This is a genomic window from Pseudomonas sp. TE3728, from assembly GCF_056279145.1.
On record NZ_JBWBQT010000001.1, the window covers coordinates 3,157,780 to 3,181,400 of the forward strand.

Sequence of the window (23,621 nt, forward strand, 5' to 3'; positions counted from 1 at the left end):
GCAGGCTCGCTCCCACAAGGGATTTGCGCCCACAGATTAATCACAAGCCTTTCACATACACCCGACAAATCCGCTTCTAAACTTCCCTTATAGGCCGTTGAACGGTCCAGGAGTCCGGGATGTGGCGTTGCGTGGCTGTATTGGGGTTGTTGGTAGTGATCACGGGGTGCGAGTCGACCCACGAGGATCTGATCGCCAAGGGTTATCCGCCAGCATTCGCCGATGGCTTCGATGATGGTTGCAGCAGTGGCCGGCAAGCCGCTGGGGCGATCACCGGTGAGTTTCGCAAAAATGTCCCGCGTTACCTCAAGGACAAGCAATACGCCGAAGGCTGGACCGATGGCTTCCGTCAGTGCCAGGCCATGCGTGAAAACGAGGATCGTAACGAGTACAAGGACCGCCATTGGGACGAGCGCGAACGGGCCTGGCAACAAGAGAAAGACAGGGACGCCGCGCGAGCCTATCGCTCGCAATAAGTCGTTTACAGACATTCGTCGAAACTTAATGCCTGCGACCATGGCCCAAACCCTATAACGGGAGAACAGCATGAGTCGCGCCTTCGTCAATGAAGATAACGCCGCCGCGCAAGCCGATCAGCCAGTCGAACGGCAGGTCAGCGCGCAGCCCAATTACGTCACGCCAGCGGGCCTGGCGCAGCTTCAGGCAAAAGTTGCCGAGCTGCAAAGCCTGCTTGATCAGGAAAGCGCCAAAGGCGAACTGGCCGATAAGCAGCGCCAGGCCGACCTCGATCGCGACTGGCGCTATTTCAAGCAGCGCCTGCAAAGCGCCCAGGTGGTCGCACAAGCCTCCTCGACCGACAAAGTGCAGATCGGCAACTGGGTGACCTTTGCCGACGAACACGATCATGAGCAGCGCGTGCAATTGGTCGGAGAAGACCAGGCGGATGCCACCCATGGCTTGATCAATTGGAGCTCGCCGCTGGGTCGGGCGTTGCTCGGGGCGAAAGTGGGCGATGAGGTGTTGTGGAAGCGACCGGCGGGGGATTTGGTGATTGAGGTGTTGGCCATAGAGGCCGGGTGAGTTCGATGACGTCGCGATCTCGCCTGTAGGAGCTGTCGAGTGAAACGAGGCTGCGATCTTTTCAGGCCCGCTCCAATCCCAAGCGGAAGATCAAAAGATCGCAGCCTCGTTTCACTCGACAGCTCCTACAGAAGAACAAAAAACGGAGCCCCGAAGGCTCCGTTTTTTCTATGCGACCAACCTGAAATCAGGCCAGTTTCTTGTGCCGTACACGGTGCGGCTGGGAAGCCGCTTCGCCGAGGCGTTTCTTGCGATCGGCTTCGTACTCGGTGTAGTTGCCTTCGAAGAACACCGCTTGCGAGTCGTCTTCGTACGCCAGGATGTGAGTCGCGACGCGGTCAAGGAACCACCGATCGTGGGAGATCACAATGGCGGCGCCCGGGAAGTCCAGCAAGGCCTCTTCCAGGGAACGCAGGGTTTCAACGTCGAGGTCGTTGGACGGTTCGTCGAGCAGCAGGACGTTGCCGCCCTCTTTCAGGGTCAGGGCCAGGTGCAAGCGACCACGCTCACCACCGGACAGGTCCTTGACGAACTTCTGCTGATCGCCGCCCTTGAAGTTGAAGCGACCAACGTAGGTGCGCGACGGGATCTCGTAGTTGCCGATGCGAATCTGGTCGGAACCGTCGGAGATCTGCTGGAACACAGTCTTGCTGCCATCCAGGTCTTCACGGCTCTGGTCGACGCACGCCAGTTGTACGGTTTCGCCGACTTCGATGGAGCCCGAATCCGGTGTTTCCTTGCCCATCAGCATGCGGAACAGGGTCGATTTACCGGCACCGTTACCGCCGATCACGCCAACGATGGCGCCTTTAGGCATGGAGAACGACAGGTTGTCGATCAGCACGCGATCGCCGTAGCCCTTGCTGACGTTCTTGAACTCGATGACCTTGTCGCCCAGACGCGGACCGGCCGGGATGTAGATCTCATTGGTTTCGCTGCGCTTCTGGAATTCCTGCGATTGCATTTCTTCGAAGCGTTGCAGACGAGCCTTGGATTTGGACTGGCGGGCCTTGGCGCCTTTGCGCACCCACTCCAGCTCTTCCTTCATGGCCTTTTCGTGAGCCGATTGCTGCTTGGATTCGGCCGCCAGACGATCGGACTTGGCTTCGAGCCAACCCGAATAGTTGCCCTCGTACGGGATACCGGCGCCGCGGTCGAGCTCGAGGATCCAGCCGGCGACGTTGTCCAGGAAGTAACGGTCGTGCGTGATCGCAACCACGGTGCCCGGGAAATCGTGCAGGAAGTGCTCCAGCCAGGCGACGGAATCGGCGTCCAGGTGGTTGGTCGGTTCGTCGAGCAGCAGCATGTCCGGTGCGGACAGCAGCAGCCGGCACAGGGCCACACGACGCTTTTCACCACCGGACAGGACTTCGACCTTGGCATCCCACGCTGGCAGACGCAGCGCATCGGCGGCGACTTCCAGTTGGCGATCCAGGTTGTGACCGTCGCTGGCTTGCAGGATGGCTTCGAGTTTGGCCTGTTCTGCCGCCAGTTTGTCGAAGTCGGCATCCGGTTCAGCGTAGGCCGCGTAAACCTCGTCCAGGCGCGCCTGAGCGTCCTTGATCACGCTGACCGCTTCTTCGACCACTTCACGCACGGTTTTGGTCGGGTCCAGAATCGGTTCTTGCGGCAGGTAGCCAATATTCAGGTCCGGCATCGGACGGGCTTCACCGTCGAACTCTTTATCGACGCCCGCCATGATTTTCAGCAGCGTGGACTTACCCGAACCGTTGAGACCGAGTACGCCGATCTTGGCGCCAGGGAAGAACGACAGCGAAATGTTTTTCAGGATTTCCCGCTTCGGCGGAACAACTTTGCCCAGCCGATGCATGGTGAAGACGTATTGAGCCATGGAGAACCTTGGGTCAGTGACTGATGAATGATTGGAGCGCAGGCGATGCCCGGCCAGGCCATGCGCGTCGTTCGCTTGATGGGTATCAAAGCGTGCGCGCTGAAAAAACCTCTAGGAGCTGGAACGCTCCCGCGTAACCGGCAAAGCTACCTCATTGATAGAAGGCAGTCCAGCCGAGAGGGGCTGGCACTTCGCCACAACTCAAGGCATGCTAGCCGCCCTTCGGGCGTCCGGCTTATAGTGCACGTCGCGTCAGTCCAGCCAAACCGCAGGATTACAGTTTGTCTAATGTCTCTCCGCCATCGTCCGTGAGCGCACTCAATCCTGCGACCGGCTCGCCCCTGCGCGGAACCCTGAAGGGCGCGCTGGCAACCCTCGTGCTGTTGCTGCTCGCACTGCTGTTCTGGCAGCTGCTGGATCAGCTTCGTGAAACCCAGAAAAACCAGCGCCAATACACCATCGACTATTCCGCCGATCTGGCTGCGCAAGTCAGCCTCAATATGGCGCTCAATGCCCAGATCGCCCTTAACCTGCTACCGATCATCGAACAACCACAAAGTCCCGACGAACAGCAGGCGTTGCTGCGCAAACTGCAACAATCGCTGCCCGATCTGCGCAGCCTGGCGTTGCTCAGTCCCTCCGGGAAAATTCTCAGCGACAGTGCCGCCGACAGCCAGGACGCCAGTTACCTCGGCGAACTGGTTCAGCGTAGCCGCGCCCAGGCCCACTATTTCAGCAATGCCGACGACGGCTCAGTGGTGCATCTGCTCCTGCATCAAGCCAGCGGCAGCAGCCGCGGTTATTGGGCCCTGCGTCTGACACCGACGTTTTTCTCCTCATTGACCAAGCAGGGCGACGCCGGCATCCGCCCCCTGTGGCTGGTGGAAAACCGCATCAATCATCAGATCATCAGCCGCGAAGACACCCAGCCCTCGGCCAAGCCGGCCGTGCTGACAGCGGACGAACTAGCCAACAGTGTGCTGACAGTCCCTCTGAGCAGCAGCGACTGGCAATTGCGCGGGCTGTTCGACCGCCAACGGGTGCTCGAACAACTGCTGCCGGCGTTCATCGGCAAATGCCTGCTGGGCCTGGCCTTTTCGCTGTTACCGTTCATCGCTCTGCTGAGCATTCGTCGCCGTCAACGCCTGTTGCATGAAGGCCGCCGACGCTATCAGGACATTTTCGAAGGTACCGGCGTTGCGCTGTGTGTGCTCGACCTGTCCGGACTCAAAAATTTTTTCGACAAGGCTCAACTCAACAGCAGCGAGCAGTTGAAGGCCTGGCTCCAGACACCGGAGCAACGCCAGCAACTGCTGCAGGAACTGCGCATCACCGAGGTCAACCAGGTCGCCCTGCAACTGCTCAATGTCAATTCCTGCGATCAAGCCTGGAAACTGCTGATCAACGGCTGCCCATTGGACTGCACGGCCATCGGCAATCAAGTGCTCGAAGCGGTGCTGCACCAGCAAAAACAGCTTGAGCTGGAAATCAAGCTCCAGGATGCCAATGGTCGTGACCAGCATTTGTGGCTGGTGCTGCGTCTGCCGGAAGATCAGGCCGACTATAAGGCGGTGATCCTGAGCATCAGCGACATCACCAGTCGCAAGCTCATCGAGTTGTCGCTGCTGGAACGCGAAGGGTTCTGGTCCGACGTGGTGCGCACCGTGCCGGATCATCTGTATGTGCAGGATGTGGTCAGCCAGCGGATGATCTTCAGCAACCATCACCTGGGGCAAACGCTGGGTTACAACCGCACCGAACTGCACCAGATGGGCGAGTATTTCTGGGAAATCCTGTTGCACCCCGAGGATGCCGACTACTACCACCGTTCACGCCAGTCCCAGCGTCACGCGGGTTACACCCAACTGATGCAATGCCAGCTGCGTTTCCGCCATCGCGATGGCAAATGGCGGCGTTTCGACATTCGCGAACAGGCCCTGGCGCGGGACAAACACGATCAGGTCACGCGCATCATCGGCGTGGCCAAAGACATCACCGAACAGATCGAAGCCAGTGAGTCTCTGCGCGACAGCGAGCAGCGTTACCGGATGCTCGCCGAAAGCATCAGCGACGTGATTTTCTCCACCGACAGCAAGATGTCGCTCAATTACGTCAGCCCCTCGGTACAAGCCGTGCTGGGTTTCGACGCCGACTGGATATTCCAGAACGGCTGGCAATCGACCATCGCCAACCCGCAACAACTGACCGGCATCTACAGCCTGATGGACCGGGTCAGCAAAGCGCTGGATAAACCCGAACAACTGGCGCTGCTGCGCAGTCAGGTGCAGACCCAGCTGTTTCTGTTCGACTGCCTGCGGGCCGACGGACGCAAGATTCCCATCGAGCTGCGTCTGGTGCTGGTCTGGGACGAACACGGTGCCTTTGAAGGTGTGCTAGGGGTCGGCCGCGACATCAGCCAGCAACGTCGGGCTGAAAAAGACCTGCGCATGGCGGCCACGGTATTCGAGCACTCGACCTCGGCGATTCTGATCACTGACCCGGCCGGCTATATCGTCCAGGCCAACGAGGCTTTCAGTCGCGTCAGCGGCTATGCGGTGGCCCAGGTCCTCGACCAGTTGCCGAACATGCTCACCGTCGATGAGCAGCAGGAAGCCCATCTGCGCTATGTGCTCAAGCAATTGCATCAGCACAGCACCTGGGAAGGCGAAGTCTGGCTCAAACGACGCAATGGCGAGCATTACCCGGCCTGGGTCGGGATTACGGCGGTACTCGACGATGAAGGCGACCTGGCCAGCTACGTGTGTTTCTTCAGCGACATCAGCGAGCGCAAAGCCAGCGAGCAACGGATTCACCGGCTCGCCTATTACGACGCCTTGACCCACCTGCCCAACCGCACGCTGTTCCAGGATCGCCTGCACACCGCACTGCAATCGGCTGAGCGGCAGAAGTCCTGGGTGGTGCTGATGTTCCTCGACCTCGACCGTTTCAAGCCGATCAACGACTCCCTGGGCCATGCCGCCGGCGACCGCATGCTCAAGGAAATGGCCACGCGCCTGCTTGGTTGCGTCGACGATGACGACACCGTGGCACGCATGGGTGGCGATGAGTTCACTTTGCTGCTGCAACCGCGGGTCAACCGGGAGATCGCGTTGAACCGGGCGATCCACGTGGCCGAACAGATCCTCGCCAGCCTGGTGAAACCGTTCGTGCTCGAAGGCCGCGAGTTCTTTGTCACCGCCAGTATCGGCATCGCCCTGAGCCCTCAGGACGGCAGCGAACTCAGTCAGTTGATGAAGAACGCCGACACCGCGATGTACCACGCCAAGGAGCGTGGCAAGAACAACTTCCAGTTCTATCAGGCCGACATGAACGCCAGCGCCCTGGAGCGTCTGGAGCTGGAAAGCGACTTGCGCCATGCCCTGGAGCAAAATGAATTCGTGCTGTACTACCAGCCGCAATTCAGCGGCGATGGCAAACGCCTGACCGGTGCCGAAGCCCTGCTGCGCTGGCGTCACCCACGACGTGGCCTGGTACCGCCGGGGGATTTCATTCCCGTGCTCGAAGAGCTCGGGCTGGTGGTGGACGTCGGCGACTGGGTGATCAGCGAAGCCTGCCGTCAGCTCAAGACCTGGCATCAAACCAAAGTCCGGGTGCCGAAGGTTTCGGTGAACATTTCGGCCCGGCAGTTCTCCGACGGTCAGCTCGGCACGCGGATCGCCACCATCCTCAAGGAAACCGGCCTGCCGCCGGCGTGCCTGGAGCTGGAGTTGACTGAAAGTATTCTGATGCGCGAAGTCAGCGAAGCGATGCACATCCTCGCCGGGTTGAAAAACCTTGGCCTGAGCATTGCGGTCGACGACTTCGGCACCGGTTATTCATCGCTCAACTACCTCAAGCAATTCCCGATCGACGTGCTGAAAATCGACCGCACCTTCGTCGATGGCCTGCCCTCGGGTGAACAGGACGCGCAAATTGCCCGGGCGATCATCGCCATGGCCCACAGCCTCAATCTGGCGGTGATCGCCGAAGGCGTGGAAACCCACGAGCAGCTCGACTTCCTGCGTGAGCATGGTTGCGATGAGGTTCAGGGGTATCTGTTTGGCCGGCCGATGCCGGCGAGCCGGTTTGAGGCGCAGTTCAGCAATGATGCGTTGTTCATGTTTGATTGAGATTTTGTAGTGAGGCGGGCGGCCCCTTCGCGGGCAAGCCTCGCTCCTACGGATATCAACGTCTGTAGGAGCGAGGCTTGCCCGCGAAGGCGTCCGCCCAGACACCGCAAATCCGGCGCATGAACACCACTTGTCTGCGACATGATGTCCTTTCATATGCCATCTAAAACCCATTGGGTTAGAATGCCCCCCTTTTCTGCCCCGATCCTTGAGGACCGCCATGTTCAGCCGTGATTTGACTATTGCCAAGTACGACGCCGACCTTTTTGCCGCCATGGAGCAAGAAGCTCAGCGCCAGGAAGAACACATTGAGCTGATCGCTTCGGAAAACTACACCAGCCCTGCGGTGATGGAAGCTCAAGGCTCGGTACTGACCAACAAGTACGCCGAAGGTTATCCGGGCAAGCGCTACTACGGTGGTTGCGAGTTCGTCGACGTGGTTGAGCAACTGGCCATCGACCGTGCCAAAGAACTGTTCGGCGCCGATTACGCCAACGTTCAGCCACACGCCGGCTCCCAAGCCAACAGCGCCGTTTACCTGGCCCTGCTGCAAGCGGGCGACACCATCCTGGGCATGAGCCTGGCCCACGGCGGTCACCTGACCCACGGGGCCAGCGTTTCGTCCTCCGGCAAGCTGTACAACGCTGTTCAGTACGGTATCGATGCCAACGGCCTGATCGACTACGACGAAGTCGAGCGTCTGGCGGTTGAGCACAAGCCGAAAATGATCGTGGCCGGTTTCTCTGCCTACTCGCAGATCCTCGACTTCCCGCGCTTCCGCGAAATCGCTGACAAAGTCGGTGCCTACCTGTTCGTCGACATGGCTCACGTGGCCGGTCTGGTCGCCGCTGGCGTCTACCCGAACCCGGTTCCATTCGCTGACGTCGTCACCACCACCACGCACAAGACCCTGCGCGGTCCACGTGGCGGCCTGATCCTGGCTCGCGCCAACGCCGACATCGAGAAGAAGCTGAACTCCGCGGTATTCCCGGGCGCCCAAGGTGGCCCGCTGGAGCACGTGATCGCTGCCAAGGCGATCTGCTTCAAGGAAGCGCTGCAGCCTGAGTTCAAGGCCTACCAGCAACAAGTGGTGAAAAACGCCCAGGCCATGGCCGGCGTGTTCATCGAGCGCGGTTTCGACGTGGTGTCGGGCGGTACTCAGAACCACCTGTTCCTGCTGTCGCTGATCAAGCAGGAAATCTCCGGTAAAGACGCCGACGCCGCTCTGGGCAAAGCGTTCATCACCGTGAACAAGAACTCGGTACCGAACGATCCACGCTCCCCGTTCGTCACCTCCGGTCTGCGTTTTGGTACACCGGCAGTGACCACTCGCGGCTTCAAGGAAGCAGAGTGCAAAGAGCTGGCCGGCTGGATCTGCGACATCCTGGCAGATCTTTCCAACGAAGCGGTGATTGACGCCGTTCGTGAGAAAGTCAAAGCCATCTGCAAGAAGCTGCCGGTGTACGGCGCTTAATTGCCCCGCTAAACCGCAGCAATGAAAAAACCGGTCAGTGATGGCCGGTTTTTTTTCGTCCGCCATAAAGATCAAAAGATCAAAAGATCGCAGCCTTCGGCAGCTCCTACAGAGGTTGTATACATTCGTGAAATCATGGGTGTACGCGGTTTTTGTAGGAGCTGCCGAAGGCTGCGATCTTTTGATCTTGATTGGCATCTCCTACGCGGCTTTGGCCACTGGTCAGACCGGTCATGCCAATTTGTCGACTTCCACTTGTAATCCTGAAAAAATCCAGCGTAGACTGCGCCTACACTGGACATACCGGTAAGACCACAATAATTAAGTCCTGAATCTGATGCGCATCGCGCACGGCAGCCAGGACACCGACCAGGATTCCTCCCATGCTCAGATGGTGCTCGCGTTCAATCTTCCTTCAAGTGGTTCTCGGACTGGTGCTCGGCATCGTCTGCGGGCTGACCCTTCCTGAATACTCCGCCCAACTCAAACCTCTCGGCGACGGTTTCATCAAACTGATCAAGATGCTTATTGGTCTGATCGTGTTCTGCGTGGTGGTCAGCGGCATCAGCGGTGCCGGCGACTTGAAGAAGGTCGGACGCATCGGCCTCAAATCGGTGATCTATTTCGAAATACTGACCACCATCGCCTTGGTGATCGGCCTGGTGTTCGCCTTCACGACCGGCATCGGCAGCGGCGCGAACATCCATCTGGAGCAGCTCTCGACTGCCGATATGGGCGACATCGCCCAGCGCGGCCAGCATATGCAAACCACCGCTCAATTTCTGATGAACCTGATCCCGACCTCGGTGATAGGCGCCTTCGCCGATAACAACATCCTGCAAGTCCTGTTGTTTTCGGTGCTGTTCGGCAGCGCGCTGAACCTGGTGGGCGAAGCGGCATCGGGTATTTCCCGGTTGATCAACGAACTCAGCCACGTGATCTTCCGCATCATGGGCATGATCGTGCGCCTGGCGCCGATCGGCGTGTTCGGCGCCATCGCTTTCACCACCAGCAAATATGGCCTGGACTCGCTGCAGCATCTGGGCAGCCTGGTCGGTTTGTTTTACCTGACCTGCATGGCCTTCGTGGCCCTGATTCTCGGCCTGGTGATGCGCCTTTCCGGCCTGAAGATGTGGCCGTTGCTCAAGTACCTGCGCGAAGAACTGCTGATTGTCCTGGGCACCGCTTCTTCCGACGCCGTGCTGCCACAAATCATGCGCAAGCTTGAGCATCTGGGCATCGGCAGCTCCACGGTCGGGCTGGTGATTCCGACCGGGTACTCGTTCAACCTGGATGGTTTTTCGATCTACCTGACCCTGGCCATTGTGTTCATCGCCAATGCCACCGGGACGCCGCTGGCCATGACTGACCTGCTGACGATTCTGCTGGTGTCGCTGATCACCTCCAAAGGTGCCCACGGGATTCCCGGTTCAGCACTGGTGATTCTTGCGGCAACCCTGACGGCGATCCCGGCGATTCCGGTGGTCGGCCTGGTGCTGGTATTGGCAGTGGACTGGTTCATGGGCATCGGCCGGGCGCTGACCAACCTGATCGGCAACTGCGTCGCCACGGTGGCTATCGCCCGTTGGGAAAAGGACATCGATATCCAGCGAGCGAACAAAGTGCTTTCCGGTCAGGTGGGTTATACCTTCCAGCCCAGGAAACCGGTGGTCCCGGCGCATCAGCAGGAATTTTAAACTACGTGTGCCTGCCCAAGGTCAGGCACATTTATCACGACTTGGAGCGAACAGTGATTACCTCGTCAACCGTTGTAAATTCGGTGGTAGAAAAACTTCGGGCCGCCCTGGCCCGCGGTCAGTGGCGCTCCGGCGAGATGCTGCCGGGCCAGCGTGAACTGGCCGAGCAACTGGGCATTAGCCGCCCGAGCCTGCGCGAAGCGGTCATCGTGCTGGAAACCCTCGGGCTGGTGCGCTCCATGCCGGGCAAAGGCGTGGTGGTGCTGGAGGCCAATCTCAGCGACAGCCAACGCCACGACAGCGCGGTGGCCGGGGCCAGCCTGGAAGACGTGCTGCAACTGCGCTACACCCTCGAACCCTTCATCGTCGGCCTGGTTGCACAATCCATCAGCAGCAAGGAAGTCGGGCAACTGCGCCTGACCCTGATGGACATGCGCGAAGCCCTGGAAGCCAACGACAGCGAAGCCGGGGTCAGCGCCTACATCGCGTTCCACGAAGAACTGTTCACCCTGACCTCGAACCCGATCTTCCAGAGCGTTGTGCAGCAAACCAGCAACGCCCTCAAGCAAAGCGCCGAGGTGCTACGCAATTCGCCAGAGCATCTGGCTGAACGCCTTGAAGAAAACGAAGCCGTGGTGCGGGCCATTCGCAGCAAAAACAGCGCCCAGGCCAGCGCCGAGATGCGTCGGCACATCCTGCGCGAAGGCCAGCGGATGGGCATCGAATTGAACATTCCGGATGACCACCTCGGCAGTTGACCCCCCTCTTCGAACTGGAGACAGGCCATGAACAGCTTCGCCTCACCGCCGCACAACCGCGAGACACTCACGGCCCTGCCCTTCGCCCGCTCCCGTTACGAGAAGCCCTCGGTGGATGACGTCTACCCGCGAGTCTTCGATGCCATTCTTGAGCAGCGCATCGTCCCGGCCAGCCGCTTCACCGAAGAAAGCCTGGGGCAAATGCTGGGTGTGAGCCGCAGCATCATTCGCCAAGTGCTGGCGAAGTTGTCTCAGCAGCAGGTCATTGTCCTGCGCCCCAATCATCGGCCCCGGGTAGCCGCGCCAGACATCGAGCAAACCCGCCAAACCCTTCATGCCCGGCGCCTGACCGAGATCACGCTGGTGCAACTGGCCTGTCAGCGGCCTCAAGCAGAAGATCTGAAACGCCTGCGTGAGCTGATCGCACAGCAGCGCCGATGCATGGAGCGCGGTGAGCGCGGCCCGGCAATTCGACTGTCTGGAGAATTCCATCTACAACTGGCCGAGATGGCCGGCAATGCACCGCTGGCGCATTTCCTCGGCAGCCTGGTCCCCGTGACATTGCTGGCCATTGCTCGACATGAAGTACCCACGCCCGGTTATAGCGAATGGCATGAAAGCACACTGCTGGTGCAGGCTCTGGAGCGCGCAGACGTCACAGCAGCGGTTCGACTGATGACCCGGCAACTGGATCATCTTGAACAGGCGCTACTGATGCCGCGCCCTGAAACTCGAGCGATAGAACATTAGGTAACTGCGCATCCAGGGCATGCAGCAAGGCTTGCCCGACCCCGGCAATGCCCAGCATCATCCCCAGATCGGGAATGCTGTCTTTACCGATAAAGTCTTCATTGAAAAAGTTGTGCACAGCCTCGGAAAACGCCTGCAACACGCGGGCGACGCCCCGGTCGTTTGCGTCCCGACGGTACAGATCCAGCAAGCACACAAGATTCCCGAAATCACCGTGACAAAGGCTGTAACCGCTTCCCAGGCCATGCCCCCAGAGATTGTTTTCACAGGTTTTGATATCCGCTTCGACTGCCGTCCTTGCGTCGAGGCTCAAGACATTTGCCAGCGCTCTGCTCAGTTGCAACCGGGAGATCAAAATACCCGCGCCGTCATGACACCATTTGTTCATATAGCTTTGTCTGGAGCAATCACGCAGATCGAGCCAGAAGCCCTGGACGGTGAGACGATTTTCGGCCTCCAGCAACTGCGTAATCAACGGCACGAGCGATGAATCCCGAGTGACCTCGTACACCTTGGCCAGCGCATGGAGGATGCCGGACATCCCATGAGAGAACCCCGTCAGCAGCGGCACCCGAGTGTCATCGAGCACAAATTTGCCGTCTTCGTAGCTCAGTCGGGACTTGATCGCTTCGGTAAACGTTTTTATGAGGGGCAGTAACATCGCACGCTTCTCCAACAGGTAGAGATTCGCCAACATTGTCACCGTGCCGCACCAGCCATTGAGGAAGTCGTACTCGTCATCCGGGCGAGGAAAGTCGGCGAGCTTGAGCAGTAACCCGTCAATGGTTTGCTGGTGACTCTGCTGCCCTGTCACACGTTGGTAATTGACCAGCACGTACACATAGGATGCCAATCCGAAATAGGCGCTGACCGTCATGTCACTGTCAAAATGGCCATGGGACTTTGCCATCGAATGCAGGATCTCATCAGCCTTGTCCCTGTAATGTTCCTGGCCGCTGACTCTGAATAGACTCATGTAAAAGATCGCAAGCCCGCCCATGCCGTTGTACAAACTATTGCCCATTGCAGAAATGTATTTGCGCCGCGTTCGCGGATGAGTATTCAAGAACATCCACCCGACATCTCCCTCCTCCCCCTTGATACGTAAGCGCTCGATTGCCCCGGCGATGCTCATGGCACCTTCAAGGTACTGCGGCGAGCTCATCCCCGGCGTTCCGTGATATCGATGTTTACGGTTCAGGGGCAAGGCGTCGTTGGAAACGGGAAACAGACACTCCAGAAGGATGTACTTCTGGAAGGCTTTATCGCTTGGCGAGAGTGATCTCAACTTGCGTCGGCAACTGTCAAAAGGGGTTTCGATCGCCAGTTGCGTCAACTCCACACCTGCAGCACCGACTATCCGGCTTGAACCGATAGACATGGTGAAACAAGGGATGTTGGCCTTCTGCAAATCGTTCAACTCGTACCGTGGAAGATGATGTCCAGTGAGCGTCTCGTTCAACTCTGCCCACAACGTTGCCAGCAGCACCTCACGCTGAATCATGCATTGCATGAAGCGCGGATGAAGGGAGAGTTCGATGAAGTCGGCGTAACGCTGCGTATTTTTTATCAGGACACGGGTTTTCAGCTTGCTGATGCGCACGGTGATCAGGTCCTGTACCGCGTCGATATGGTTCATGACGTGGTCGTAGGCATCTTCAAACCCTTGGAAGAACACGTGCTGGTAATCATCCACAGAACGCGGCTCACCCTTGAAAATCGGCAGGTGTCTGATCACAGGAACCTTGTCGACCTTGACCGTTTTCAAACGATAGAAACCTAGCTCACGAGTCAGCTGCTTCTTTTTCGAGATGAACGTTCTCTGCCGAGTCAGCCCGCCGGTATCATTGTCGGCGTCTGGCGAATAAGCGACAAAACCGCTCGAGAAGACGGACTGACTGTTGCGTTTGAGGGTTTTGAATAATGCACGGGTGTGTGGAAGGTTGATCTTCAGATCAACCATGGCCGCCGTGAACAGACACTCCAGGTCGATCATCACCGGGCTGCTGCCGCAGGCAATGATGTTTTCGTAGTGGAAGTCGATGCCGTTCAAGGCGTGAACGACCGCAATCTGTGCCCCCATCCGCCGGTAGAATAACGACAGGTCGGTCTCTGTCGCGCACGCCAGATTCTCGATTTTTTCGATCCAGCAGCGTCCCTCTCTGGCTACCGTTATCGGTGCATAGATGGCAAAGCCGTCATCGCCGGTCAGCTCATGAAGGCGCTTTAGCAGTGCATTGTAGAACGACGCCTCATGATTGCTCCGCGGCTTGTACACCAGCGATTGACTGCCGACCTGTACAGAGCAGACCGTTTCTCCGTCCGCATGCGGATCGCCCAACCCGAGGTTGATTGCGTCTATCCGTTTGCCAGGCAGGCTGAATGTACGTTGGAGTAGGTCAGCGTCGTCGGCAAAATGAAAAACGACCTTGTACAGGTACGCCACCGTGCTGTTGATCTGCTCGATCAAGAGACGTGTCAGAACCGGGTACGATTTCAGAACCGCGCCTGTTAACCCGGTTTTCAATCGCTGATTGAAGGTCTGAAGGTCCAGATCGGCATTTTCGAATATCCGCGTATTCAGCGCATGGACAAGAGACTTTTCCGATAATCGTTTGACGCCTGCGATGACGTAAGACTTGACACTCGCCAGCAAACTTTCAACATCCGCAAAGTTACACAACTCAATAAATCGCGAATCTTTTTCGAAGCATCTCTTGAAGTAGCAGTAAAAACCATAATAAAACCAGTAAAAACATTCTTGACCAGCATCGCCTACGTGCTCGTCCAGTACCAGCGACTCTATAATATCAATTTCGTGTTTCAAAGACACGAGCACCGGCGACTCTTGGCCACGCTCGACAGACCTGTTACTACTTTCAATTCGCTGAATCAATTGCTGCCGACCCAGACCAAAATAATGTAGAAGAGCGTTATCATTTGCATGCAGTTGCGCAATGGTCTTATGCAACAGGGCAACATCTATCGACACACCTGCGCCCGTTATTTCACGTTCTTGAAACGTCAGTACGTCAGCCAACATTTGATGACACCTATAACGGATATGGCGAGCCATCGACTCGCCATAGGTGACTGCCTGCTTAGCAGTCCAGAACGGTGCAGCCCAAGGTGCCGCACGATACAGTGGTCGCCATGACCTCTGCGCCCGCGATCTGGTTGTCGCCTGCTTTTACGTAGGCTTCAAATTCTGCATCGAACTCACCCGACAGATCCATGATTTGCTCTTTCATTTAACGCTCCATTCTCAACAAGTTAACGCCAGTATTGGCGCCTAAAAACTGTATCACCAAAATGAAACAAGGAAAGATTAGAAATCCAACCAAATGTAACTTTCACCCTCTTCTAACCCCGCCACTAAAAACCAAATCACAAACAACCATCCGATGCTTTAACACACACAGCAAACAACAAACCCAACACAGCAATACTTATCCCGCAGGACACGCAAAAAAAATATTAATTCTGAGTTTTAACAAGAAATCTTTAGTCGTCATTGCGACGACGCAAAAGAGTGCCCAATGCAATGGGCACTTAACTTTTATTCCGCCGCCACCCGCGCAAAACCCTCACGGATTTTCTCTTCCGGCAAATCATCGGCAATGAATACGATCACGCTTTCGCGTGTTTCGTCCTCGGCCCATTCCGTATCCCAGTCGAATCCGTACAGCTTCAAGACACCCTGAAACACCATGCGCCGCGGTTCGCCAAGGATGTTCAAAACACCTTTGTAGCGCAGCAATTGCTTGCCGTGGTCTTCCAGCAGTTCGTTCATGAACTCACTGAGTTTGTCGATATCCAGCGGCTTGTCAGTGCGCAACACCAGGCTGGAAATACGGTCGATGGACGGCACCTTGCTCACCGGGCGCAAACTCACGCCACCGCCGAGATCGGCATTGAGGTTGAAGCCGCGCACGTCGAGCAGTTCGGCCAGATCAATCTTGCCGTGGTCGACCACGCGGATTGGCGCACGACGGTTGATGCGGGTCAGACGCTCGCTGAGGGCAGTGAAGGTCGGTTCGTCCACCAGATCCCGTTTGCTCACCAGCAAACGGTCGGCAAAGCCGATCTGTGCCTGGGCGATGGTCTGGGTCAGGTGCAGGTCGGCGTGGGCCGCGTCCACCAGGGTGATGATGCCGTCGAGGATGTAGCGCTCGCGCAGTTCTTCATCGATGAAGAAGGTTTGCGCCACCGGGGCAGGATCAGCCAGACCGGTGCATTCGATCACCAGACGATCGAAGGCGATTTCGCCGCTGTCCAGGCGTTCGAGCAGCAGGTACAGCGCTTTGGTCAAATCGGTGTGGATGGTGCAGCAGACGCAGCCGTTGGACAGCGTCATCACTTGCACCGGCTCGTCGCCCAACAGCTGGGTGTCGATGCCGGCGTCACTGAATTCGTTTTCGATCACGGCGATTTTCAGGCCGTGCTCGGCTTTGAGCAGGTGGCGCAGCAGCGTGGTTTTGCCAGCGCCGAGGAAGCCGCTGAGAATCGTGACTGGGATGGGAGAGGACAACTGGAATCTCCTGTTTCACAAAATTAGAAATCAACACAAAAACAAATGTGGGAGCTAGCCTGCTAGCGATGGCGGACTGTCAATCAACAGTGATGTTGAATGTTCAGGCGCCATCGCTAGCAGGCTAGCTCCCACAGGGATTGCTATTAACCCGACAACCGGGTCAACAGCACTTCGGCCCACCCTTGCCACCGTAACGGGCTTCCTGACGTTCGCGAAAGAACATCTCGTAGCTCATCAGCGGTTTGTCCGGGTGTTTGGTTTGCATATGCTCGACGTAGTTGTCGTAGTCGGGCATGCCGACCATCAGGCGTGCAGCCTGACCGAGGTATTTACCGAGGCGACTCAGGTCATTGAACATGGTGCAATCCTCGATTACGCATCCGGCTGAGCCTGGAACGGCGATTCTTTATCCGTACGTTCTTTGGTGCCCCAGGCAGCAATGCCGACCTTGAGCGCATAGAACAGGATGCTGAACACCACGAACAGGAACAGTGCGGTCAGCGTTGCGTTGGTGTAAGCGTTATAGATGACATGCTGCATCTGCTCGATGCTCTTGGCCGGGGCCAGAATCTGGCCGTTGGCCAACGCATCGCTGTATTTCTTCGCCAACGACAGGAAGCCGATTGCCGGGTTGGCGTCGAACAGCTTGATGAAGCCTGCGGTGGTGGTGCAGATCAGCAGCCACACCGCGGGCAGCATGGTGACCCAGACGTAGCGTTGGCGTTTCATTTTGATCAGCACCACGGTTGCCAGCATCAGCGCGATACCCGCCAGCATCTGGTTGGAGATGCCGAACAGTGGCCACAAGGTGTTGATCCCGCCCAGTGGGTCGATCACGCCTTGATACAGCAGGTAACCCCACATCGCCACGCAACCGGCGGTTGCGATCAGGTTGGCGGTCCAGGATTCGGTGCGTTTCAACGCTGGCACGAAGGAGCCGAGCAAATCCTGCAGCATGAAACGCCCGGCACGGGTACCGGCGTCCACCGCCGTCAGAATGAACAGCGCTTCGAACAGGATCGCGAAGTGGTACCAGAACGCCATGGTGTTTTCACCCGGCAGCACACTGTGCAGGATCTGCGCGATACCGACCGCCAGGGTCGGCGCGCCACCGGCACGCGCCAGGATCGTGGTTTCACCGATGTCCTTGGCCACCGCTTGCAGCGCTTCCGGGGTAATCGCGAAACCCCAGCCACTGACAGCTTGCGCCACAGCCACCACGTCACCACCGACGACCGCCGCCGGGCTGTTCATGGCGAAGTACACGCCTGGCTCGATCACCGAAGCGGCCACCATGGCCATGATCGCCACGAAGGACTCCATCAGCATGCCGCCGTAACCGATGTAACGGGCGTTAACCTCGTTATCCAGCAACTTCGGCGTGGTGCCGGAGGAGATCAACGCGTGGAAACCGGACACCGCGCCACAGGCAATGGTGATGAACAGGAACGGGAACAACCCACCCTTCCACACCGGCCCGGTGCCGTCGATGAACTGGGTCAATGCCGGCATTTTCAGCTCGGGCATGGTGATCAGGATGCCGATCGCCAACGCGACGATGGTGCCGATTTTGAGGAAGGTCGACAGGTAATCACGCGGCGCCAGAATCAGCCACACCGGCAATACCGCAGCGACAAAACCGTAGCCAATCAGCATCCAGGTGATCTGAACCCCGGTAAAGCTGAACGCCTTGGCCCACACCGGGTCAGCGGCAATCTGCCCGCCCAGCCAGATCGAACCCAGCAGCAACGCCACGCCGATCACCGAGATTTCACCGATGCGGCCCGGGCGGATGTAGCGCATGTAGATGCCCATGAACATCGCGATCGGGATGGTCGCCATCACCGTGAAAATACCCCACGGGCTTTCGGCCAGGGCCTTGACCACGATCAGCGCCAGCACCGCGAGGATGATGATCATGATCAGGAAGCAACCAAACAGCGCGATGGTCCCGGGGATGCGGCCCATTTCTTCACGGACCATGTCGCCCAGGGAGCGACCGTTGCGGCGGGTGGACATGAACAGGACCATGAAGTCCTGAACCGCACCGGCCAGCACCACGCCGGCAATCAGCCACAGCGTACCGGGCAGATAGCCCATCTGCGCCGCCAATACCGGACCGACCAGCGGCCCTGCGCCAGCGATGGCTGCGAAGTGGTGACCGAAAAGGATGTGTTTGTTGGTCGGCACATAGTCCAGACCGTCATTGTTGAGCACGGCGGGTGTCGCCCGACGCGGATCGAGTTGCATCACATTGTTAGCGATGAACAGGCTGTAGTAGCGGTACGCGACCAGATAAATGGCCACCGCGGCGACCACAATCCACAAGGCGTTGATCGCCTCGCCTCGGCGCAATGCCACTACGCCCAGGGCGCACGCTCCCAGGATTGCCAGCAGCAGCCAGGGTAAGTGGCGTAGCAGGCTATTATTATTTTTCATTTTATGATTCCAGCCAGAGTGGACAAGAAAGACAGCCATCCGGAGTTTAGCGCTACTGACGGCAAAGGCCATACCCCGACATTGATCCAGAGCCTGTCTTTGCTGGCAGGCTTTAACCATGCGGGTCTATAGTCAGCGGACATTCAGAGGATTGCGCCATGAGTGACCACCCTGCTGATCGTCGCCGCTTCAAACGTTTTGCATTCGATGTCCGAACCGAGCTGAGCCAGGGGGAATTCATCTGGCCGGTGAAGTTGATCGACCTGTCGCTCAAGGGGCTGCTTATCGAGAAGCCCGAGCCGTGGCTGGGTAATCCAGACTGGCATTTCCTGGTTGATATTCATCTTAATGAAGACGTAGAGATCAAGATGGATGTGATGTTGACCCACGATGACCATGGTCAACTCGGGTTTGTCTGCAAACACATCAGCCTGGAATCGATTGAACGACTGCGGCGGTTGATTGAGTTCAACCTGGGCGATCCGCAAGAGCTTGAGCGTGAGCTGGGCGCCCTGATCGAAATCTGAAGGCCAATCCCATACCCATGTGGGAGCGAGCCTGCTCGCGAATGCGGTCTGACATTCAACATTTAAGTCGACTCACACACCGCTATCGCGAGCAGGCTCGCTCCCACAGGTTTTGTATCGATCTGAACGTTATTCGAACAACGCGTCCAATGCCTGCTCCAGGCGCGTCACAGCAATAATCTGCAATCCCGGCGGCGCCTCTTTCGGCGCGTTGCCCTTGGGCACGATGGCGCGCTTGAAGCCGTGCTTGGCCGCCTCCTTCAAGCGTTCCTGGCCGCTCGGCACCGGGCGCACTTCACCCGACAAGCCGACTTCGCCGAACACCAGCAGATCATGGGGCAGCGGCCGGTTGCGCAAACTGGACATGACCGCCGCCATCAAGGCCAGGTCGGAAGCGGTTTCCAGCACCTTCACCCCGCCGACCACGTTGAGGAACACGTCCTGATCGTGGGTCGGAATGCCGCCATGTCGATGCAAAACCGCCAACAACATCGCCAAGCGATTCTGATCCAGACCAAGCGTTACCCGGCGCGGGTTGGCCATATGGCTGTCGTCCACCAACGCCTGGACTTCCACCAGCATCGGCCGGGTGCCTTCCCACGTTGCCATGACCACACTACCCGGGACTTCTTCCTGGGCCCGGGTCAGAAAAATCGCCGAAGGGTTAGAGACTTCTTTCAAGCCCTTGTCGGTCATGCCGAACACGCCCAATTCATTCACTGCGCCGAAACGGTTTTTCACCGCCCGCAACAAACGCAGGCGCCCATCGGATTCGCCTTCGAAATACAGAACGGTGTCGACCATATGCTCCAGTACTCGGGGACCGGCCAGCGCGCCTTCTTTGGTGACATGGCCCACGAGAAAAATCGCCGTGCCACTTTGTTTGGCGTAACGCACCAGCAATGCAGCACTTTCGCGCACCTGCGAAACGCCCCCCGGCGCCGATTGCAGTTGCTCGGTGAAAATCGTCTGGATCGAGTCGATCACCATCACCTTGGGCTTTTCCTGCCGGGCCGTGGCGATGATGGTTTCGATGCAGGTTTCGGTCATCACCCGCAGCTGATCCTGAGGCAAGCCCAAGCGCCGGGCGCGCATGGCCACTTGTTGCTGGGACTCTTCGCCGGTGACATACAGTGCCGGCATGCTCTTGGCGAGGTTGCACAAGGTTTGCAACAAAATGGTCGACTTGCCGATACCCGGATCACCACCGATCAACACCACCGAGCCATCCACCAGGCCGCCGCCCAGAACGCGATCCAGCTCGCTGGACGCCGTGGAGAAACGCGGAATCTCTTCGACGCTGACTTCGGCCAGGGTTTTGATCTGCGCCTGCTGGCCGGTCCAACCGGTGCGCCCGCTGGGGGCTGCGGCGCCGCCACTCTCGACCATGGTTTCGGTCAGCGTGTTCCAGGCCCCGCATTCGCCGCACTGGCCGGCCCACTTGGGGAAGGTTGAGCCACACTCGGTGCAGCCGTACATGCGCTTGGCCTTGGCCATCTGAACTCCCGGCAAAAACCGCGATGATAGCTCAGCTCGCGCGGATCAGCGCGGCGGCGCCGTACGGATTTCACCGCTGGCCAGACGCGCGGCACTATTGCCCAGCGGATCTTCGGCGTTCATGTCCGCCCCTTTGGCCTTGAGTGCGTCCAGCAACTCAACGCGCTTGAACAACCCGGCGTACATCGCGGCAGTCTGCCCTGCGCCATTGCGTTGATCGGGACTGCAATGGGCGGCCAGCAAAGTCCTGGTAATCTGCACTTCGCCTTTGAAAATCGCGCCCATCAACGCCGTGTTACCGCGTTGATCCTGGGCGCAGGCGTCCGCCCCGGCAGCGAGCAAACGCTCCACTGCAGCGCTTTGGCCATGATAGGCGGCCAGAATCAGTGCGGTGTAACCCTTGCTGTCGCGGGTATCGAGGGAATAGCCGGCCTCGATGAAGGTTTCGAGCATCGGCACATCACCGCGTCGAGCGGCATCAAAATAGTAATCCTGTAGTTGGGCTTTCAGCGCCTGAGGGTTCTTCGAGGCTTGCACATCAGGCCCGGCGAACACACTGAGCGACCAGCACGCCAGAAACACAGACAGATAAAAACGCATGGCGCAACTCCTTGATCAGACGGGACCTCGCATGAGGCCCCGTTTCAGGCAGATGGATCAGTCGACCAGTTTGGCCGCCAGTGCCTTGACCCGAGCCAGATCACCCTTGGCTACTTTGGCCACCCCGGTCCCGTATTCCGGGTCGGCCTTGTACAAGAAGGACAGGATGATGTGCTTGCTCGCGTCATCGGTGCTGGCCAGTGAGCCACCGAAGCTGTCGATCAGGTCCTGACGTTCCTTCTGGTTGAACGAGCGGTACAGATCGCCGGCCTGCTTGAAGTTCTGCTCGCGCTGAATCTTCACCTGTTGCGTGCTGCCCGACAGGGTCGACTGGCTGTAACGCGCGGTTGGCGGCTCTTCACGGGCCAGCAGGCGACTTGGCTGGTAATTTACGCCGGTGCTGCTGGCGCCGATGTTCATTGCGCCATCCTGATTACCGTTGTTCACGGCGACTTTGGGTGCATTGATCGGCAACTGCAGAGCGTTGGCCCCCAGACGATACAGTTGAGTATCGGCATACGAGAACACTCGCCCTTGCAATAAGCGATCTTCCGAAGGTTCGATACCCGGAACTAAATTGGCCGGGGCCATGGCCACTTGTTCAGTTTCCTGGAAAACATTCGCCGGATTACGATTCAACACCATTTGTCCAACTTTTCGTTCCGGCACACCTGGCCAGATCTTGGTCGCATCCAATGGATCGAAATCAAACTTGGACAAGTCTTGTGGATTTAGAACCTGGATGTACAAGTCCCATTTAGGAAAGTTACCCTTGTTAATATTGGCGACCAAGTCGTTAGTCATATGACTGTAGTCTTGACCTTGAACACCTGTCACTTCTTTAGGGTCGAGATTCTTTAACCCCTGCAAACTTTTCCAGTGGAATTTTACATAGTGCACATCGCCTTTGGCGTTCACTAACTTGTAGGCATGTACACCGTTACCGTCCATCTCCCGATAACTGGCCGGCGTACCGGAGTTGGAATACAACTCGGTCAAGGTGCGAGTGGCTTCTGGAACATGGGAGAAAAAGTCGAAACGACGGGAATCGTCGTCAAGGTTGGTGCGCGGGTCTGGCTTGAAGGCGTGAACCATGTCTGGAAACTTGATCGCGTCACGGATGAAGAAGGTCGGAAAATTGTTGCCGACCAGGTCCCAGTTGCCGTCTGCGGTGTAGAACTTGGTGGCGAACCCCCGCGGATCACGCAAGGTTTCCGGCGAATGGTTGCCATGGACCACAGCGGAGAAACGCACAAATACCGGCGTGCTCTGGCCGCCGGCGAACACCTTGGCCTTGGTCAGGTCACTGAGGTCGTCGGTTACGGTGAACGTGCCATGGGCGCCAGTGCCACGGGCATGCACCACGCGTTCGGGAATGCGTTCACGGTCAAAACGCTGGAGTTTCTGGATCAGTTGCACGTCTTGCAGCAGCACCGGCCCGGTCGCGCCGGCGGTTTGCGAGTTCTGGTTGTCGCCGACGGCGGCACCGTTATCGCGGGTCAAGGTCGCAGCATTGACGGAGAAGGACAGCAGGCTGGCGGTCAGAACGCCAAGGGTACGAGGGAAGGGAAAAGCCCCGAGGCCAAGGGGAGTTGTCATGGAAGTTTCCTCTGATTTTATAAGACGCATCCAGGTGCGCCCCACAGAGGCTAGTGACCCAAAGGCCAAAACATAAATAGAAATCCCGCACCGAGCCGATAGCGAAAAGGTTCTGGAATACCCGGTCTAGAGCGGTTAGTCGCGCGCGAATGGTGGCACTTTGTAAACTAATTGCCGGAAGATGTGTCGATAAGAGCAAGCATTGTAAGGCGGTGTTTCGAGCGCCAGCCGTTTTGCTGATTTACACTGCGTTCACCAACCTCATCTGTAACAAGGAAATAACCTATGGGCGTGATAAGTGAGTTCAAGGCCTTCGCGGTCAAAGGTAATGTGGTCGACATGGCCGTGGGTATCATCATCGGCGCCGCCTTCGGCAAAATCGTTTCGTCATTTGTCGGCGACGTGGTGATGCCGCCAATCGGCTTGCTGATCGGTGGGGTGGACTTCAGTGACCTGGCCATTACGCTCAAGGCTGCCAACGGTGATGTCCCGGCGGTGATGCTGGCATACGGTAAGTTCATCCAGAGCCTGATCGACTTCATCATCGTCGCCTTCGCGATCTTCATGGGCGTCAAGGCCATCAACCGCCTGAAACGTGAAGAGGCCGTTGCGCCCACCCTGCCGCCGGTTCCAACCAAGGAAGAAGAGCTGCTGGAAGAGATTCGCGATCTGCTCAAGGCTCAGAACAATCAGCCCTGATGACTGATTGCCCCAAGTAACGGC

Annotated in this window: 18 protein-coding genes; 9 read left to right on the plus strand and 9 right to left on the minus strand. The window is 57.9% G+C overall.

What is annotated here, in order from left to right; genetic code table 11:
* Positions 1 to 119: 119 nt before the first annotated feature.
* Positions 120 to 476 (plus strand): hypothetical protein, encoded by a 357-nt coding sequence (locus ACZ89R_RS13585; protein WP_192345384.1) that lies wholly within the window; start codon positions 120 to 122, stop codon positions 474 to 476.
* A gap of 70 nt (positions 477 to 546) precedes the next feature.
* On the plus strand, positions 547 to 1,041 hold the full coding sequence (locus ACZ89R_RS13590) for a GreA/GreB family elongation factor (protein WP_429545533.1): 495 nt from the start codon (positions 547 to 549) through the stop codon (positions 1,039 to 1,041).
* A 187-nt stretch (positions 1,042 to 1,228) separates the two neighbouring features.
* Here ACZ89R_RS13590 and ettA read toward each other — a convergent pair whose 3' ends face one another.
* The gene (gene ettA, locus ACZ89R_RS13595; RefSeq protein WP_008072328.1) at positions 1,229 to 2,893 is read right to left on the minus strand and encodes an energy-dependent translational throttle protein EttA; all 1,665 of its coding nucleotides are present in this window, start codon (positions 2,891 to 2,893) and stop codon (positions 1,229 to 1,231) included.
* Positions 2,894 to 3,174: 281 nt separating this feature from the next.
* Here ettA and ACZ89R_RS13600 point away from each other — a divergent pair, with 281 nt between their 5' ends.
* From ACZ89R_RS13600 to ACZ89R_RS13620, 5 genes are all read left to right on the plus strand, one after another.
* Positions 3,175 to 7,023 carry a sensor domain-containing protein gene (locus tag ACZ89R_RS13600; RefSeq protein ID WP_429545532.1) on the plus strand — a complete coding sequence of 1,283 codons (3,849 nt, stop codon included), beginning with the start codon at positions 3,175 to 3,177 and terminating at the stop codon, positions 7,021 to 7,023.
* A 220-nt stretch (positions 7,024 to 7,243) separates the two neighbouring features.
* On the plus strand, positions 7,244 to 8,497 hold the full coding sequence (gene glyA, locus ACZ89R_RS13605) for a serine hydroxymethyltransferase (RefSeq protein ID WP_007895259.1): 1,254 nt from the start codon (positions 7,244 to 7,246) through the stop codon (positions 8,495 to 8,497).
* Positions 8,498 to 8,880: 383 nt separating this feature from the next.
* The gene (locus ACZ89R_RS13610; RefSeq protein ID WP_429545531.1) at positions 8,881 to 10,194 is read left to right on the plus strand and encodes a C4-dicarboxylate transporter DctA; all 1,314 of its coding nucleotides are present in this window, start codon (positions 8,881 to 8,883) and stop codon (positions 10,192 to 10,194) included.
* 53 nt (positions 10,195 to 10,247) lie between these two features.
* Positions 10,248 to 10,952, plus strand: a complete 705-nt coding sequence (locus ACZ89R_RS13615; protein ID WP_429545530.1) for a FadR/GntR family transcriptional regulator — start codon at positions 10,248 to 10,250, stop codon at positions 10,950 to 10,952.
* 27 nt (positions 10,953 to 10,979) lie between these two features.
* A complete protein-coding gene (locus tag ACZ89R_RS13620) occupies positions 10,980 to 11,702 on the plus strand; it encodes a GntR family transcriptional regulator (RefSeq protein WP_429545529.1) in 723 nt (240 codons plus the stop codon).
* Here ACZ89R_RS13620 and lanM read toward each other — a convergent pair.
* The 5 genes from lanM to ACZ89R_RS13645 form a co-directional block, all read right to left on the minus strand.
* Entirely contained in the window at positions 11,608 to 14,745 is a 3,138-nt protein-coding gene (gene lanM / locus ACZ89R_RS13625) for a type 2 lanthipeptide synthetase LanM (RefSeq protein ID WP_429545528.1), read from the minus strand. The two genes, ACZ89R_RS13620 and lanM, sit on opposite strands and share 95 nt — an antisense overlap.
* 58 nt (positions 14,746 to 14,803) lie before the next feature.
* A complete protein-coding gene (locus ACZ89R_RS13630) occupies positions 14,804 to 14,953 on the minus strand; it encodes a hypothetical protein (RefSeq protein WP_198537204.1) in 150 nt (49 codons plus the stop codon).
* Positions 14,954 to 15,261: 308 nt separating this feature from the next.
* On the minus strand, positions 15,262 to 16,233 hold the full coding sequence (yjiA, locus tag ACZ89R_RS13635) for a GTPase (protein WP_429545527.1): 972 nt from the start codon (positions 16,231 to 16,233) through the stop codon (positions 15,262 to 15,264).
* A 163-nt stretch (positions 16,234 to 16,396) separates the two neighbouring features.
* Positions 16,397 to 16,594, minus strand: a complete 198-nt coding sequence (locus tag ACZ89R_RS13640; RefSeq protein WP_048396475.1) for a YbdD/YjiX family protein — start codon at positions 16,592 to 16,594, stop codon at positions 16,397 to 16,399.
* A 14-nt stretch (positions 16,595 to 16,608) separates the two neighbouring features.
* Positions 16,609 to 18,675: a carbon starvation CstA family protein gene (locus ACZ89R_RS13645; RefSeq protein WP_429429789.1), complete on the minus strand. Its 2,067-nt coding sequence runs from the start codon at positions 18,673 to 18,675 to the stop codon at positions 16,609 to 16,611.
* A 158-nt stretch (positions 18,676 to 18,833) separates the two neighbouring features.
* Between ACZ89R_RS13645 and ACZ89R_RS13650 the strand changes: the two genes are divergently transcribed.
* The gene (locus tag ACZ89R_RS13650) at positions 18,834 to 19,202 is read left to right on the plus strand and encodes a PilZ domain-containing protein (protein WP_429545526.1); all 369 of its coding nucleotides are present in this window, start codon (positions 18,834 to 18,836) and stop codon (positions 19,200 to 19,202) included.
* A 129-nt stretch (positions 19,203 to 19,331) separates the two neighbouring features.
* On the opposite strand, the gene radA is transcribed toward ACZ89R_RS13650, so the two are convergent.
* Genes radA through katB form a run of 3 tightly spaced genes read right to left on the minus strand, consistent with a single transcriptional unit; the run spans position 19,332 to position 22,898 of the window.
* Positions 19,332 to 20,699: a DNA repair protein RadA gene (radA, locus tag ACZ89R_RS13655; RefSeq protein ID WP_007895270.1), complete on the minus strand. Its 1,368-nt coding sequence runs from the start codon at positions 20,697 to 20,699 to the stop codon at positions 19,332 to 19,334.
* 45 nt (positions 20,700 to 20,744) lie between these two features.
* Complete coding sequence (locus ACZ89R_RS13660) at positions 20,745 to 21,299, minus strand: ankyrin repeat domain-containing protein (protein ID WP_429545525.1); 555 nt, start codon at positions 21,297 to 21,299, stop codon at positions 20,745 to 20,747.
* Positions 21,300 to 21,356: 57 nt separating this feature from the next.
* The gene (gene katB, locus ACZ89R_RS13665; RefSeq protein WP_429545524.1) at positions 21,357 to 22,898 is read right to left on the minus strand and encodes a catalase KatB; all 1,542 of its coding nucleotides are present in this window, start codon (positions 22,896 to 22,898) and stop codon (positions 21,357 to 21,359) included.
* Between the two features lie 285 nt (positions 22,899 to 23,183).
* Between katB and mscL the strand changes: the two genes are divergently transcribed.
* On the plus strand, positions 23,184 to 23,597 hold the full coding sequence (gene mscL, locus ACZ89R_RS13670) for a large-conductance mechanosensitive channel protein MscL (protein WP_007895273.1): 414 nt from the start codon (positions 23,184 to 23,186) through the stop codon (positions 23,595 to 23,597).
* The last annotated feature ends 24 nt before the right edge of the window (positions 23,598 to 23,621 follow it).

Bases quoted from the DNA above. Each gene is read 5' to 3' on its own strand.
- ACZ89R_RS13585 (WP_192345384.1), top strand. From the start codon at position 120: ATGTGGCGTTGCGTGGCTGTATTGGGGTTGTTGGTAGTGATCACGGGG.
- ACZ89R_RS13590 (WP_429545533.1), top strand. From the start codon at position 547: ATGAGTCGCGCCTTCGTCAATGAAGATAACGCCGCCGCGCAAGCCGAT.
- ettA (WP_008072328.1), bottom strand. From the start codon at position 2,893: ATGGCTCAATACGTCTTCACCATGCATCGGCTGGGCAAAGTTGTTCCG.
- glyA (WP_007895259.1), top strand. From the start codon at position 7,244: ATGTTCAGCCGTGATTTGACTATTGCCAAGTACGACGCCGACCTTTTT.
- ACZ89R_RS13610 (WP_429545531.1), top strand. From the start codon at position 8,881: ATGCTCAGATGGTGCTCGCGTTCAATCTTCCTTCAAGTGGTTCTCGGA.
- ACZ89R_RS13620 (WP_429545529.1), top strand. From the start codon at position 10,980: ATGAACAGCTTCGCCTCACCGCCGCACAACCGCGAGACACTCACGGCC.
- lanM (WP_429545528.1), bottom strand. From the start codon at position 14,745: ATGTTGGCTGACGTACTGACGTTTCAAGAACGTGAAATAACGGGCGCA.
- ACZ89R_RS13630 (WP_198537204.1), bottom strand. From the start codon at position 14,953: ATGAAAGAGCAAATCATGGATCTGTCGGGTGAGTTCGATGCAGAATTT.
- ACZ89R_RS13640 (WP_048396475.1), bottom strand. From the start codon at position 16,594: ATGTTCAATGACCTGAGTCGCCTCGGTAAATACCTCGGTCAGGCTGCA.
- ACZ89R_RS13645 (WP_429429789.1), bottom strand. From the start codon at position 18,675: ATGAAAAATAATAATAGCCTGCTACGCCACTTACCCTGGCTGCTGCTG.
- ACZ89R_RS13650 (WP_429545526.1), top strand. From the start codon at position 18,834: ATGAGTGACCACCCTGCTGATCGTCGCCGCTTCAAACGTTTTGCATTC.
- radA (WP_007895270.1), bottom strand. From the start codon at position 20,699: ATGGCCAAGGCCAAGCGCATGTACGGCTGCACCGAGTGTGGCTCAACC.
- ACZ89R_RS13660 (WP_429545525.1), bottom strand. From the start codon at position 21,299: ATGCGTTTTTATCTGTCTGTGTTTCTGGCGTGCTGGTCGCTCAGTGTG.
- katB (WP_429545524.1), bottom strand. From the start codon at position 22,898: ATGACAACTCCCCTTGGCCTCGGGGCTTTTCCCTTCCCTCGTACCCTT.
- mscL (WP_007895273.1), top strand. From the start codon at position 23,184: ATGGGCGTGATAAGTGAGTTCAAGGCCTTCGCGGTCAAAGGTAATGTG.